Source organism: Paraburkholderia sp. SEWSISQ10-3 4, assembly GCF_030464785.1.
Taxonomy (GTDB): domain Bacteria; phylum Pseudomonadota; class Gammaproteobacteria; order Burkholderiales; family Burkholderiaceae; genus Paraburkholderia; species Paraburkholderia aspalathi.
The window spans coordinates 307,580-322,257 of sequence record NZ_JALPRI010000001.1 but is presented as its reverse complement, the minus strand read 5'-3'; the positions used below and the strand labels follow the sequence as shown (position 1 = coordinate 322,257).

The window sequence follows — 14,678 nt, the reverse complement described above, 5'->3', positions numbered from 1 at the left end:
CTGCCAGCCTTGTGCGTCATTAGCCTTTCGGCAGCCGAAACGCTACCGGGCCATGGCTGGTATGGTGTCCTCGGCCACCGACGCAACATCAGGCGCTGCCTCGGGCGCTACATGGGCCAGCTTCATCATGCGTGGCTGGAGCAGCAGCGCGACGAGCCCGCTCCAGCCGGTCTGATGTGAAGCGCCGACCCCGCGTCCATTGTCTCCGTGAAAGTATTCATGGAACAGTACGAGGTCCTGCGAGCGCGGGTCGGCTTGCAGCATCGGATAAGCGGCCATCACGGGCCGCACGCCTTGTGCATCTTTGAGAAAGAGCGTGGTGAGCCGCCGTGCGAGGTCGTCGGCAATCCCGCTCAGCGAAGCACGGTTGCCCGATCCCGTCGGATATTCGATGTGAAACTCATCACCGTAGTAGCGATAGAACTCATACAGCGATTCGATCAGCAAGTAGTTGACCGGTATCCAGATCGGCCCGCGCCAGTTCGAATTGCCGCCAAAAACACGCGAGTCCGATTCGGCTGGCTGGTATTGAACGCGGAGGCTCACGCCATCATGGTCGAAGACGTACGGTGCATCCCGATGCACACGGGAAAGCGCCCGCACGCCGTGCTCGGAGAGAAATTCGTTTTCATCGAGCGCGCGGCGCAACAGCGCTGTCATCCGCTGTCCGCGCAACAACGACAGCAGCGTGGTGTTACCCGTGCCGGGTTCGGTCCAGCGCGACACCAGCTTTGCCAGATTGGGCCGATGATCGAGAAACCACGCCAGCCGTTCGCGCAATCCCGGCAGATGACCGTACACCCGATCCTCGAGCACGTGAACGGCGAACAGCGGAATCAGTCCGACGATTGAACGAATGCGCATTGGCACACGGGTTCCGTCCGGAAGGTGCAGTACGTCGTAGAAGAATTCGTCTTGTCCGTCCCATAACCCTGTTCTGCAGCCTTCGCTGCAACTGACCGCTTCCGCGATATACAGAAAGTGCTCGAAGAACTTCACGGCGATTTCGACATACGCGTTGTTCGTCATCGCCAGTTCGAGGCCGATCTGCATCAAGTCAAGCGCGTACGAGGCCATCCATGCAGTGCCATCGGCCTGATCGATGCGGCCGCCGGTCGGCAGCGGCGAAGACCGGTCGAAGATGCCGACATTGTCGAGCCCAAGAAAGCCGCCTTGAAAGATGTTGCGGTCATCGGCGTCCTTGCGGTTGACCCACCACGAGAAATTGAGCAGCAGCTTGTGGAACATGACTTCAAGAAACTCATGATCGCCTATGCCCGTCACCTCGCGGTCGAGTTCATACACACGCCATGTTGCCCACGCATGAACGGGCGGATTCGCATCGCCGAACGCCCACTCGTAGGCAGGCAATTGCCCGTTCGGATGCATATAGCGCTCCTTCACGAGCAGCAGCAATTGCTTCTTCGCGAAGTCGGGATCGATCATGGCGAATGCGACCGCATGAAACGCGAGGTCCCACGATGCGTACCATGGATACTCCCACTTGTCGGGCATCGACACGACGTCGCCATTGCACATGTGCCGCCAGTCCGCGTTGCGGCCGCGCCTCCGTGCTCTCGGTGGCGTCGGTTGGCCGGGGTCGCCGTCGTGCCAGCGCGTCACGTCGAACTGGTAGTACTGCTTCGACCACAGCATGCCGGCGAGCGCCTGACGCTGCACGAGCCGTGCATCGGCGTCAGGGATGTCGTGCTGAAGCGCCGCATAGAATTCGTCGGCCTCCGCTTGCCGGCGCGTGAAGAGTTCTTCCATGTCGAGAGCCACGGCATTCGAAACTGCAGCCGGGGACGATTCTGGACGCCAGCGCAGATACAGCACCGAGCGCTCATGAGGCGCGAACTGTAGATACACATGCGAGGCGGCGCGGGTGCCCTTGTCGCGCCGGATTGCCTGCTCGTCGCCGTCAACGAGGTAGTCGTTGAAGCCGTCTTTGAACGGCCCCGTTCCTTCGAAGCCGAAAATGCGGCGCACATTCGTTTCGTTTTCACAGAAGATCCACTCGATCGGCTGTTGCGCCGACGCCGTCACGATCATCGTGCCGAGCGCCGGATTGTGCGCGACGACGCGTGCGCCTTCCTCAGTATCCGGCTCGAGCGTGAGCGACGGCTTGCCGGGCTTGCCCGACCACGCCCATCGGTTGCGCGCCCAGAATTGCGGCAACAGATGAAGCGCCGCGCGCTGATCAGCGCGGTTTTCGACGCTAACGCGCATCACGATATCGTCCGGCGTGTGCTTCGCATACTCGACGCAGACGTCGAAGTAGCGGTTATCGTCGAACACGCCCGTATCGAGAATTTCATATTCGGGCTGATCGGCGCCGCGCCGCAGATTTTCATCGATCAGTTCCTGGTACGGGTACGCGTCGTGAGGATACTTGTACAGCATCTTCATGTACGAATGCGTCGGCGTGCCGTCGAGATAGAAGTAAAGCTCCTTCACGTCCTCGCCGTGATTGCCTTGCTCGTTCGTCAACCCGAAGAGCCGTTCCTTGATGATCGGATCGTGCCCGTTCCAGAGCGCGAGCGATACGCACCAGTCGAGCGGGTCGTTGCCGAATCCGGCAATGCCGTCCTCACCCCAGCGGTACATGCGGCTGCGCGCATGGTCGTGCGGAAAGTAGTCCCATGCGGTGCCGTATTCGCTGTAGTCTTCGCGAACGGTGCCCCATTGCCGGTCGCTTAGATAAGGCCCCCAGCGGCGCCAGCGGTCGAGTTCCGGACCATGGAGACGGGCACCTTCCTTCGACTGGAGCAGATTGATTGCGCGTAGCGGTGGCATGAAGCCTCCCAACCTGAAATCGACCATCCAACACGCTCAGGGCGTGAATGTCGTTTCCTTTCCATCACGAGCGCCGTGTGTGCGATGCACATCAGGCGCTTAACATCCTCTCTGCGGTGCGTTAATGATAGGCGTCATCGCGCTGCAGCAGGCGACCCGTGGAGTAGTCTTGTGTTGCATACTTAAGTGAATCACATCACCGGATACATCGACATGGTTGCGGACCTTGCACACTCGTGGTTGACCTGCAGCGCACCCGTGGCCGCTGCACAGGCCGCCGGCCGCCCGCTTGTGGCGCTGGAATCGACCATCATCGCTCACGGCATGCCCTATCCAGAGAACGTTCGCACTGCGCGTGAAGTGGAGGCCTTGATCCGTGACCTGGGCGCCGAACCCGCGACTATTGCACTGATCGGCGGGCGAATCCGCATCGGCCTTTCGGACGACGAACTGGAACTGCTCGGCCGCTCGGACCAGGTACACAAGGTCAGCCGCCGCGACTTGCCGGCAGTGCTGGCCGACGGCGGGCTTGGCGCCACGACAGTGGCTGGCACGATGATATGTGCCGCTCTCGCCGGCATCGAGGTCTTCGTTACCGGAGGCATTGGCGGTGTGCACCGGGGCGCGCCCGAAACCTTCGACATTTCGGCCGACCTGCAGGAATTGGCAAAGACCTCGGTGGTGGTGGTCTGTGCCGGTGCGAAATCCATCCTGGACATCGGGCTCACGCTGGAATACCTGGAAACACACGGCGTGCCGGTGCTCAGTTGCGAGCAAGACAATTTCGCTGCGTTTTACACGCGCGACAGCGGTTTTCGCGCGGACTTCAGGCTGGACGACGCGGCACAGCAGGCACGCTTCATCCGCACCAAGTGGGACTTGGGTCTCGTGGGCGGCGTGGTGTTGAGCACGCCGGTGCCGGAAGCGGCAGCGATGAGCGCCGAAGAGATCGACGCGCTGACTCAGCAGGCGCTCGCCGAGGCCACTGCGAAGGGAATCACCGGCAAGGCCGTGACCCCCTTCCTGCTAGCTCGCATCAAGGCACTGACGAGCGGACGCAGCCTGGCAACAAACATCGCGCTCGTGAAACACAATGCCGAGGTGGGGGCAAGGCTGGCGCTGGCGTTGGCACCTGCAGCGAACGACGATAGCCGACATCCCCGACCGTCCCGTTAGTTAGCTGATTAACGGATTTTCCAATGTCGTCCGTTTCATTGGGCATCGTCATTTCGATCATGTTGCCGGCCTCCTCTCGACCGGACCGCGATCCCGCCCAGGGTGACCGGACCGGGGGTGGAGTCCTCGATGATCTGAGACGGCGCCACATTGCCCCTTGCCCCCGGCGCGAACGCGAGAATGCGCAGGTTCGGCTCGGCATCAAAGAGCCGCCCGTCCGAGGAGATGGCGATCTTGTTTCCCGGCAAGCCGGAGCCGGTGATTCCCGTGGCTGGACCGCTGATTGTCCGTAGCGGCGGCACGTCGCCGTTCGCCTTGGCGGCGAAAACGCTCACCTGGATCTGCATCACGTCCGCGGTTTGGTTGTAGACGAATAACTCGTCTGTACGCGGATCGACAGCGATCGTCATGTTGTTCCGTGCAAAAAGTCCGGCCCCCGGCAGCAGGCCGGTTTTGCTACCCGTGAGGCTGCGCAGGAGCGGCGGCGAGGTCATGCTCCGACGCGTGCCAAACGTGTCGATGATCGCTGCCCCCCGTACGTCATAACCCGCAATCAGCAGATTGTCGTCGCTGTCAATCGCAATGCTCACGTACTGGACGATATTCGGATCGGTGATGTGAATCGGATTGGTTACAGGCCCGGAGCTGTTGGCGGGAGCGACCAGCACTCCCGCTTCCGCGGGGCGAACGGTCAGGACGAAGTCGTTGAGGTGGGAATCCACCGCGATGCTGAGCAGGTCATTTGTCATCGTCAACGTGAACGACCGACTGGGTGCCTCATTGCCTTCGGCCTTCCGCTGAAAGATGTCGACCGTGCTGTTGGTAAGAAACTGCGCGACGTGAAAGGAGTCCTTCTTGTCGATCACCGTCGCTCCAGCGGTCATGAGGGTGGTGAGCGACCCTTGCAGCACCTGGCAGGGCTCGGTCGCTCCGTTGGCGCGCAAGGAGTAACCGCGAATCTGATCACTGAGAATGAGGAAGACGGCGTCGTTGGGGCAGGCGGCGTGCGCCAGTTCGACCCCGAACAGCATACTGACGACGGCGACACATAGCGCGGGTTTCATGACACGCCTCCTTGGTCATATAGTGCGAATGCGCCATTCAAGCATAGACCCCGGCCGGAGGCCGAACGGAGTTCCGCCAGTTGGAACCTGTGTTTTGGCGGGCGATGCGAGCGCGCACCCATCAATATCGAACGGTAGTCCTGTGTGCTAACGTGTTACGGCCCCATGTCGCATGCTGCTTGCGGGCTGAGCCGGGACGTGTGGGGCATCGCTCGCATGAGGGGTGAAGCGAACCATGGCCATTATTCGGTGCGATTCCAGGTTCAGGCTCTTCCTGCTCACCGGGCTTGTGGCGTTGGCCTACTACGCAGGCGCAAAAGTAGGACTTGCTTATGCGATAGTGGGCGGCGCAGTGTCTCTGGTGTGGCCCTCCAGTGGCATCGCCCTTGTTGCACTGCTCGCTCTAGGCTTCGAAGTTGCCCCCGGAATCGTCATTGGCTCTTTCCTCGCCAACGTGTCGGTGGGCGTGCCCTTGCCAGTGGCCGCTGTGATTAGTGTTGGCGCGATAGTTGCAGCATTGACGGCGGCAATACTGTTGAACCGCGTAGCCCGATTCCAGATCACCCTCGACCGCATCAAGGACGTGTTAGCCCTCATTGCTCTCGCTGCGGTGCTCAGCACGGCAGTGAGTGCGCTGATCGGTGCGACCGCCGTATTCGGAGGGGGCTTGATGCCGGCCGCCGAGTACGGCGCAGCCTTTCTGAAATGGTGGCTCGGCGACATGATGGGCGTGCTCGTGGTGGCTCCGCCCCTGCTCAGCCTGCTCGTGTATCCGAATCCCATCCGCTCGGTGGAGCAGGCCGTGGAGGCGTGCGGACTGACCATTGCGACCGTCTGGGTGAGCTACCTCATCTTCGGCGCTCCGCAACTTGCCGGACACGGTTACTATCCTGCAGCCTTGGCGATCTTTCCGTTCATCATCTGGGCGGCTCTGCGCTTCGATCACCTTGGCACCAGTCTCGCGACTTTGATGGTCTCAGTCGTGGCCATCTGGGGTACCACCCACGGCACGGGCCCCTTCGCCGCCAATTCTCCGGTGGATAGCCTCGTGAGATGGTGCACCTTCGCGAACGTGGTGGCGATAACCGGACTGCTGCTGGTGGCGGCACGTGCTCAGGAGCAGCGCGTCCATCGCCTGCTGCAGTCCTCCTACATCGAATTGGAACGGCGCGTAGAGGAGCGAACCGAAGACCTGGAGAAGACAAACAGCGAACTCAAGGAGGAGATCGCGCAACGCCGTCTGTTGGAAGAAGAACTGATCCAGATCGGCGATCAGCAGCAAAGACTCTTCGGCCGGGAACTGCATGATGGACTTGGGCAACACCTGACCAGCCTGGGTCTGTACTGCGCCGCCTTGAATCAGAAACTGCAGACGCAGGGCCACCCAGCCGCCGCCGACGCCGCTACGATCGTCGGATTGGTGAAGCAGTCGTCCTTGATGACCCGCAGGATTGCTCATGGCCTGGACCCGGTCGCCATTGAATATGGTGGCCTTGCAGCCGCACTACATGCGCTCGCGGAAACGGCTCGTACGCTTGATGGCATAGACTGCATGCTCCGGATCCAGCCAGATGTAGACTTACTGGATCAGCCTACTCAGATCAACCTGTATCGTGCGGCACAGGAAGCAGTCAACAACGCGCTGAAATATAGCGAAGGCCGCCACATCTGGATCGACCTGGACCGCGTAGGCGGTTTCCAGACGCTCTCAATCAGTGACGACGGGGTGGGCGTCGGCCCGGAACAAATGGAGCGTGCCTCAGGACTGGGACTCCAAAACCTGCGTCACCGGGCGAGTCTTCTGGGCGGCGCTTGCACCGTGACCCGCAATGCTTTGGGTGGCACTACGGTCGCCATCAGCTATCCGATACCGGAGCGCCCAGACCATGCACGGGAAGCCGTCTAGCCCAGGCCGCGCGACTCAAATCCTGATCGTGGATGACCACCCCATCATCCGGGAGGGGATGACACACTTGCTGAATCTGCAAGAGGATCTGCACGTCTGCTGCGCGGCCGGCAGCGCAGCAGAAGCCCTGGCGGAAATGGCCTGCCTGCCCGACATGGCCATTGTGGACATCAGTCTGCAATCGGACTCTGGCTTGGATCTTGTCAAGACCCTCCGCCACCGCTACCCAAAATTGGCAATCCTTGTCCTCAGCATGCACGACGAAGGCCTGTTTGCCGAACGCGCACTACGGGCCGGGGCAAACGGATATCTGATGAAACTCGAGGCCACAGAGCATGTCGTGAGCGCCATCCGCGAAGTGCTGGCAGGCAATATTTATTTGAGTGCTGCCATGCATGAAAACCTGGCGCGAGCCCTTGCGGGTCCCAGAAAAACGCCGGCAGGGCCAATTGCGAGCCTTTCGGTACGGGAATTCGAGGTCCTGCATCTGATCGGACTCGGCTTCGGTACCCGCGAAATCGCCACGAAACTGAATCGGAGCGTCAAGACCATCGAGGCACACCGGGCCAACATCAAAGAAAAGTTGAATATCCGGAGCGGCAACGAACTGATGCGCTTTGCAATTCAGTGGATCGAGAGCCAATAGAGCGACGCCCAGTCACTGAATAAGGCAATCCCCTAGCTTCGTTTAGGAAAAGTGCCTTATTCATGCGCATGGGGTCAGCGCATACAGTGCAGTGGTACCTGCCGGCATGCCGCAACCCGTGGACTGGGTAGGCAGTTCAAACCCAGCAACTCCACGAGGATCGCCGCCAAGTGGCAGGTGATGAAAATAGATCCAGGCTGGGTGCCCGGTCCTATCCTGGAGCGGTCGCGATACAAATAAGGAAGATGACGCGGGAATAAAGGAAATTCTTCCCGGGTATTGCAAGAGCGTGCCGAGTCCTTGCGAGAACCTTTGATGCTTTTCGAAGCGGCACGAAATCCCGGCGCAAACCGCGTGATTCGATTGGCGTCGGGCATGTCATGCACCATGCTGGAGAATATGATGAAAGCTCTGACTTTGATCCCTATTGCCGCATTGACGTTGTGCACCACGCTCGCCTATGCGGCTGACAACACTGACACGTCTAGGACGGCCACCGACAGCAACGCAGCGATGACGTCGGACGCTGTCGGCGGTATGTCCATGGGCAGCAGCGATAGCGGCGCCCTCCATGGCAAGACTCGCGCGGAGGTCAAACAGGAATTGCAGCGCGCCCAGCAGGACGGCACGCTGGATCGCTTGAACGCGCTCTACGGCGGGCAGTGAGCGGATGCACGGGATGCGCGACGCTTTTTGCTCACCGCAATGATGACTGTTGCGAACGGGTGAATAAGATCTGGCATGACGGCTTTAACCCACGTTGTCGTGCTCTGCTGGTGGCTCAACGTGTGCGCGTCCGAATCGAAGGTGACCCGATGATCAAGACGTTCACGGTCCTTCTGGCCTACCAGTGCCTTGGCGAATTAATAGCCTACGCCGGGAACCTGCCGATTCCCGGCGCGGTTATAGGGATGATCCTGTTGTTAGCCTCACTGAGTCTCCGCCCCGGCCTTGCATCCGCCATTGAGAGCGACGCTCTTGCCCTGCTTAGGTTTCTGCCTCTTTTGTTCGTTCCAGCAGGAGTTGGCATCATGGCCTTTGCCGGCCGCGTGGCTCATGACCTGCTCCCGATAGCTGTGTCCGTTGTTGTGTGTACGGCGCTGACAATCGTCGTTACCGCGCTTGTTGGCCAAGGCTTGTGCGCTTTATGGCCCGCGCGCGCTACACCGCTCGCAGCCCCGACAACACCGTTTGCATCGCCGCTCCATGCCGACGGAAACACCGCGCCCGCGGCTGCCAACATTGAGAAGATTGATACACCGTGAACGTTCATCAGAACATCGCGTCCGCGTGGGCATTTCTCGGAACAACACCGCTTCTTTGGCTGACCCTCACGTTCCTCGCCTACGCAATCGCGCAGGTCGTTCACGGTTCGCTAGGAAAAAGTGCGCTCGCGAATCCCGTGTTAATTGCAGTGGCGCTTTTGATATTTGCCTTGCGTGAATCGAACACGTCGTATGTCACTTACATGCAAAGCGCCCAGCCCATTCATTTTTTGCTTGGACCTGCTATCGTCGCGCTCGCTATACCGATGCACCGACAATTGCCTAAATTGCGCCGGCTAGCCCCGCAGTTGGCTGGCGCACTTGTGGCGGGCTGTGCGACGGGCATCTCATCAGCCATTTTGATCCCAAGGCTCCTGGGGGCCACGGGTCAAATACTTGCCACGATTGCTCCGAAGAGCGTGACGGCAGGAATTGCTATCCGTATCTCCGAGAAAATCGGCGGGTTGCCGTCGCTGACGGCCGTCATTGTGATCATGACCGGCATCACTGGCGCGGTGATTGGCAGTGGACTTTTGAAGTTGATTCACGTGTCGAGGCATGACCTGGGTGGCTTCGCACTGGGTGTGGCGTCCCATGGAATCGGCACTGCTCGTGCGTTGCAGATGAGTGAAGAAGCCGGTGCATTTGCAGGCCTCGGGATGGGCCTGAACGGCATTCTGACGTCCTTTGTACTGCCGATTATTTATCCAGTCCTGAGCGTTTTTTCCTGACGCGACAGATCCACTTACTTCTATTTCGACGACGCAGGCGTGTTGCGCTCGACGCAAAAGAGCCCGGACCCGCTTCACGATCACGCCGACGATCATCCGTCGAATTGAGTGGCATGGGCGCGAGGCGCGTTGCCATGCGATCGCGAAGCGGTGGCGGGGGAAAAGCGTTCAATCGCTAATGGTTATCCTGCGGATGATTGCGGTCTTCATTGCCGCCGCGCGCCTCGCCGCCGTGTTCACCGGACTGACCACCCGGGTGCACGGCAGGCTGTCCCTGATGACCGCCCGTCATTTGCCCGGGCGGCTGCGCAGGCCCGCGCGGATATCCCGGCTGCGGCTGCATCGGCCCATGAGCGTACCCCTGCTGGGGCTGAGGCTGAGGCTGCGGGCCGCCGTGCATGACCGGCCTCGGGTTCATAGCCGGACCGCCCGCCGCCGGCTGGCCACCATGCGGCGGCGGACCGCCTCGCATCGGCGGCGGACGATTCGCCCACCGGTCCCGGTCGTGATACCAAGGCTGGCCGCGATAGTAGTGATCCCAGTAAGTTCCGAACGAGAACACCACGACCGGCAGTCCGATCTGCAAGCCGTAAGTCATGATCGGCACCTCGGTACCCTGGTACGGATAGTCGAGATATTCGCCGTAGACCCAGCCGCGCAGTCCGGGCGCTTCGACGTCGCACCAGCTGTAATCGGAAACGCAGCCGTACACCGTAAGCTGCGCGCTCGGCGGCACTTGTGCGACCACCGGATAATCCCCGGACGGACCCGCATAAACGTCCACGGGCTGATTCGTATACGCCGGCGATTGAGCGAACGCAGCGCCGGACAGCGCCACCAGGCAGACGCTTCCAGCGATGGCTCGAATGACGATTTTCTTTTGCACGATTCCTCCCTCGGAAAGAGCGGCCCATGCATGAACTGCGGTATTCATCCCGGCCATGCCGGCGCCTCGATAGCAGGGCCACATTGCTTGGACAAGCTTGGGGGCGTTCGAATTGCACCCGACTGTCTGCGCAATTACGGTTTGTCAGCGTTCTTACCGTTCAGCAACTTTCATGCTTTGCCGGTCATGCGTCGGGCTGAGCAAAGAGTCAGTTTTGTCGGGATGCTGGTATGGCGAACGATTGGAGCGCCATGCGGTGGTTCGGGCCGGAGATTTCTTCTAGATCCCTTGCTCCTGATGGTCCTTGCTGTGCCCATCGCATCGGCACAAAAGAAAGTCGATCCGATCGAGGCCCAGGTCGAGGCATGTCTCGGCACGCCGGCGGGGCAGACGACGGCGGGCATGACCGACTGTTCACACAAGGCCTACCTTGCGTATGACAGACGCATGAACGACGTGTATCAACGGATCATGCGCAACGCCGATCCGCAATCGCGCATGCTGATCCGCAACGCTCAACGTCAATGGCTGGCCTATCGCGACGCGCAGCGTCAAGCCGATAACGGTCCATGGCGAGCCGACCGGGGGGCGATGGCGAGCGCCGACATCGAGGCACTCAATGTGGACGCGATCCGTGCGCGGATCGATGAATTGAACTACTACGCTCCTTGATGTGCGCAGATTGGGTTCGGCCCGATTGATGGCCCGAAGCTGACATTTACCGAGAAGCAAACGACTTCTTCGCGAACAGATTGTCTTTGTAGGGTTCAGGCGGGTTCAGGCTTTCCCCGCCGCTGCCGTTATCGACGTAGTAAGCGACGGTGATTCCCGTTACTTGCGGCTTGTGAATGCCGCTGCATGTCACGTGCGGCGGCATCTTTTTCGCCGCCTGTTTGCAGGATTGCGCGAGCAGGTCATTCGCGCCTAAGGCGTGGGCGACCGAACCGACAAGGCGAGGCGAAGCTCCTACTCGATATGGCAGCTCATATGGTGTTGACGGCGTATTACATCAACTGAGCCAGCAGACCGGCGCGTCCTGACTTCGCGTATGGGCGCACCGCAGCTTCCCGCCGTGGGGAGATGGCATTCAGTTTTGCGACAAACCGGACCGATAAGAAAACCTGTATTGGCTGAATTGGCGCAAGTACTCGTCCGACGACACCCCACAAATCCTTCGACGCGCAGCGGGGACTTCCACATAAGCGGCGCCACAGCGCTGTTACGTTCTGCAAGAACGGGACAACAAGAAAAGACTGCGCGGGCGAGACGAACGAGGAAATCGTTTCGTTATCAAGGATCGCCGTTCAAACCTGAATCACTTCGGCACGGCATCTGCACTCCCCAAAACCTGTCCAGCCTGTCGGCCAATGGCGACAGCGGCTTGAAGGTGATGGCATGTTTAGTGCATGTGTGCTCCGCACGGCAACTCAGCGAAGACGGAGTCAAAGGCCAACCAATAGCAGCGTAACGAATCGCTCCTTGATAGCGAAGGGACGGCCTATCCAAGGCAAGCACAACAAAAACGGGGAAATCTATGAAATCGACATGGGTGGTGCAGGGACTGCTGTCCCCTGGCGGTTGCGCTTCGATCGTTGACGGCTCAACGCAGTTGGTCCTCGTCTGGCCGGCTGTAGAACACGGCCCGCGTCGCACTCCGAGGTCATTGCCCGCTCGCCTCCCCAAAACCTTTCGGAAATCCTGAAAATGAACGACTCGACACGCAGCATGATGATGTACGAAGCTCAGAAAAAGAGTGGCGTGGTGGCCTTTCTGCTTTGGCTCTTTCTCGGTAGCCTTGGCGCGCACCGGTTTTATCTCGGCTTCACCGGTACTGCTGTCCTTCAATTGCTGCTGTTCATCTTCGGTTGGACAACGGCATTCGCCTACATCGGCGTGTTCCTGTTGCTGGCGCTATACGGGTGGCTCTTTGTCGACGTATTCTGCATCTCCGGAGGCGTGCGAGAACATAACACGATGCTGGCGCAACGGCTTTCAGAGTGAAGCGGTGTGGAATAACTAATCAGGTAAGCCATGGTGCTTTGGCTTGGATACTAAAGATGGACAGCTAGGGCGCTAGGGGCAGAAGATCCCACACTAGCTCGAGCGAAGAATTCAAAGTTCTCCGGCTCGAAGCAGTAGTACGACATGGCATTGCTTACGCGCGACAACTCGCGGCGCATCGCAGCGCGCCGTTTCTGTAAAGCGCATCGCACGAGTCTCTGATCGCGCCTGCCGCCATGCGACTCTGGCTGTTTCTCAGCGAGAGCAGAATGCATTGATCGTAATCTGGATTGTCGTTACCGAGCGCCAGCGCTGAAAGCGGCGAGGCAAGCGTGATCGAGAGAAGCAGATAGGCGACGTTGCGCATGGTTCTGGACGAGACGCAAGGATAAGGGCAGGTACCAATTGTCGACGATCTCCGCATCGATGTCGAATGCCTCTTCCTGGCCGACCTATGCCTCGCGCGATCCGCATGTGCAGCACGAGCCCGGCGGTCGGCACCGCGCGACCCCAAAAGCGGACAGTCTGGCGAGACCCGCTACAAACTTTTTCAGAAGATTGTCGATTTTCGATCATCAGCTTCGTCGTCAGGTTATCCACACCCAAAGGATCTCCCATGAAATACCTCGGCTTGGCCTACTTCACCCCCGATAAATTCGCGGCGATGGCGCCAGACGACGTCAAGAAACTGGTGAGCCAATGCCCCGCATTGGACGACAAGATGCGGGCTACCGACAAGGTAATGATTTCCGCATCGCTTGGCGATCTGGACAACTGGAGGACGCTCCGCCCGCGCAGTGGCAAGACGCACGTCACCGATGGGCCCTATACCGAGTCGAAGGAAGTCGTGGGCGGCCTGTTCATCATCGAGGCGGATACCCATGACGAGGCGTTGCGCATCGCCTCCATGCACCCGGCGGCCACGCTGGGCGAAGAAGGTGGATGGGTCGTCGAGCTTATCCCCGTGGATTTCTACTGGTCCCGATGAGAGCTTGCCGGCCTTCGGGCGATCACACGATATCAAGCTCGGGGGCACTCCACGTCTGACCTAGTGGCTCCGTGACCACCCGGTTCCTCCCCGCGCGCTTCGCCGCATAGAGCAGGTGATCGGCGCGCGCCAGCAACGCCCCGACCGCCTCGCCAGGCCGATACCGGGCAATGCCGGCACTCGTCGTAACGCACAGCGTAGCCTCGATTTCATTGAAGCGTGAAGACTCCAGCACGGTGCGCAAGCGCTCGGCGATCTGATACGCGAATTTGTCGTCAGCGCCCGGCAGCAGAAGCACGAACTCCTCGCCGCCGATGCGCGCCACCACGTCTTTCTCGCGCACCGCAGCGCGCAGGATTGTGGCGAACTGGCGCAGCACCGCGTCGCCGGCCGCATGCCCATAACGGTCGTTGATGGATTTGAAGTTGTCGATGTCGAAAGCGATCAGCGCGAGCGGATAGCTTCGCTTGTCCGCGACGCGGCGGCCCGCCATGCGTTCAAACGCGCGCCGGTTCAACGTTTCGGTGAGCGAGTCGAGATCGCGTTCGAGAGTCAGCCGGTCGATCACGTCCGACATCGCGGCGGCCAGCAGCACGAGCCCCAACACAGCGCCCATCAGGGCGAGCGACAACTGCAGCAAGACCCAGAAAATGGTTCCCGCGAACGGCGCAGTGCTATGCGGCAAGGGTTGGATCGTAGTGAGCGGCGTCCTGATGAAAAAACTGGCGCCGAAGATCAGCAGCACCCAGAGAAGAACGTGGTTGACGGTGCGGCCATTGCAGCGTTTCCTGAAACGGACCGCGGTAAACACCATCAACAGCCCGGCGCTGAGATTCAGAATGTAGACGCGCACGAGCAGGTTTGACGTCACGAAGGAGAAGTAATACATGCCGCCCAGCACGAGCGCGAACATCGACGCATGCGTCGCGAGCCGCAAGTGAAGCCCTGCTCTGCGCAAAACACCTTCCGCCAACAGTTGAATGCTTAACACGTAAAACGTTGCCGATATAAGCGCGTTCAATCGCCATTCATCCGGCAGGTGACAGATCTGCACTGCCGAGCCGAGTGCGAAAGCGACAAATGAAGCGGAGAGAAGGCGCAGATAGCGCAGTCGTCTATCGTAGAGCCATGCACAGGCAAAACCGAGCGAAAAGACGGCCGTGATACCTGGGATGATCAATTGAACGAGTTGATTGGGCGTTATCTGAGCGGGCATGTG

At 60.0% G+C, this 14,678-nt stretch carries 12 protein-coding genes and 2 pseudogenes; 9 read left to right on the top strand and 5 right to left on the bottom strand.

Annotated elements, in window-relative coordinates:
* Positions 1–42: 42 nt before the first annotated feature.
* Complete coding sequence (locus M0D68_RS01430; protein ID WP_266223596.1) at positions 43–2,796, bottom strand: glucosidase; 2,754 nt, start codon at positions 2,794–2,796, stop codon at positions 43–45.
* A gap of 213 nt (positions 2,797–3,009) precedes the next feature.
* Here M0D68_RS01430 and M0D68_RS01425 point away from each other — a divergent pair, with 213 nt between their 5' ends.
* A complete protein-coding gene (locus M0D68_RS01425; RefSeq protein WP_266223948.1) occupies positions 3,010–3,972 on the top strand; it encodes a pseudouridine-5'-phosphate glycosidase in 963 nt (320 codons plus the stop codon).
* Between the two features lie 35 nt (positions 3,973–4,007).
* Here the strand turns inward: M0D68_RS01425 and M0D68_RS01420 are convergent, their stop codons facing one another.
* On the bottom strand, positions 4,008–5,036 hold the full coding sequence (locus tag M0D68_RS01420) for a hypothetical protein (protein WP_266223595.1): 1,029 nt from the start codon (positions 5,034–5,036) through the stop codon (positions 4,008–4,010).
* A 235-nt stretch (positions 5,037–5,271) separates the two neighbouring features.
* Between M0D68_RS01420 and M0D68_RS01415 the strand changes: the two genes are divergently transcribed.
* From M0D68_RS01415 to M0D68_RS01395, 5 genes and pseudogenes are all read left to right on the top strand, one after another.
* The gene (locus tag M0D68_RS01415) at positions 5,272–6,942 is read left to right on the top strand and encodes an MASE1 domain-containing protein (protein WP_266223594.1); all 1,671 of its coding nucleotides are present in this window, start codon (positions 5,272–5,274) and stop codon (positions 6,940–6,942) included.
* Positions 6,923–7,588, top strand: a complete 666-nt coding sequence (locus M0D68_RS01410) for a response regulator transcription factor (RefSeq protein ID WP_266223593.1) — start codon at positions 6,923–6,925, stop codon at positions 7,586–7,588. Before M0D68_RS01415 ends, M0D68_RS01410 begins: the two co-directional genes overlap by 20 nt.
* Before the next feature lie 315 nt (positions 7,589–7,903).
* Positions 7,904–8,254 (top strand): DUF4148 domain-containing protein, encoded by a 351-nt coding sequence (locus M0D68_RS01405; RefSeq protein WP_266223592.1) that lies wholly within the window; start codon positions 7,904–7,906, stop codon positions 8,252–8,254.
* A 149-nt stretch (positions 8,255–8,403) separates the two neighbouring features.
* A pseudogene (locus tag M0D68_RS01400) lies at positions 8,404–8,727 on the top strand (CidA/LrgA family protein); the annotation flags it as partial.
* Between the two features lie 122 nt (positions 8,728–8,849).
* Entirely contained in the window at positions 8,850–9,584 is a 735-nt protein-coding gene (locus M0D68_RS01395; protein ID WP_256456937.1) for an LrgB family protein, read from the top strand.
* Between the two features lie 175 nt (positions 9,585–9,759).
* Here M0D68_RS01395 and M0D68_RS01390 read toward each other — a convergent pair whose 3' ends face one another.
* Entirely contained in the window at positions 9,760–10,470 is a 711-nt protein-coding gene (locus M0D68_RS01390; RefSeq protein ID WP_266223591.1) for an SH3 domain-containing protein, read from the bottom strand.
* A gap of 30 nt (positions 10,471–10,500) precedes the next feature.
* On the opposite strand from M0D68_RS01390, the gene M0D68_RS01385 reads away from it, so the two are divergent.
* Positions 10,501–11,142: a lysozyme inhibitor LprI family protein gene (locus tag M0D68_RS01385; RefSeq protein WP_266223590.1), complete on the top strand. Its 642-nt coding sequence runs from the start codon at positions 10,501–10,503 to the stop codon at positions 11,140–11,142.
* Between the two features lie 1,032 nt (positions 11,143–12,174).
* On the top strand, positions 12,175–12,471 hold the full coding sequence (locus tag M0D68_RS01380; RefSeq protein ID WP_093641855.1) for a TM2 domain-containing protein: 297 nt from the start codon (positions 12,175–12,177) through the stop codon (positions 12,469–12,471).
* A gap of 181 nt (positions 12,472–12,652) precedes the next feature.
* Here M0D68_RS01380 and M0D68_RS36575 read toward each other — a convergent pair.
* A pseudogene (locus M0D68_RS36575) lies at positions 12,653–12,838 on the bottom strand (hypothetical protein); the annotation flags it as partial.
* A gap of 249 nt (positions 12,839–13,087) precedes the next feature.
* On the opposite strand from M0D68_RS36575, the gene M0D68_RS01375 reads away from it, so the two are divergent.
* The gene (locus tag M0D68_RS01375) at positions 13,088–13,459 is read left to right on the top strand and encodes a YciI family protein (RefSeq protein ID WP_266223589.1); all 372 of its coding nucleotides are present in this window, start codon (positions 13,088–13,090) and stop codon (positions 13,457–13,459) included.
* Positions 13,460–13,481: 22 nt separating this feature from the next.
* Here the strand turns inward: M0D68_RS01375 and M0D68_RS01370 are convergent, their stop codons facing one another.
* The gene (locus M0D68_RS01370; RefSeq protein WP_266223588.1) at positions 13,482–14,675 is read right to left on the bottom strand and encodes a GGDEF domain-containing protein; all 1,194 of its coding nucleotides are present in this window, start codon (positions 14,673–14,675) and stop codon (positions 13,482–13,484) included.
* Positions 14,676–14,678 lie beyond the last annotated feature (3 nt).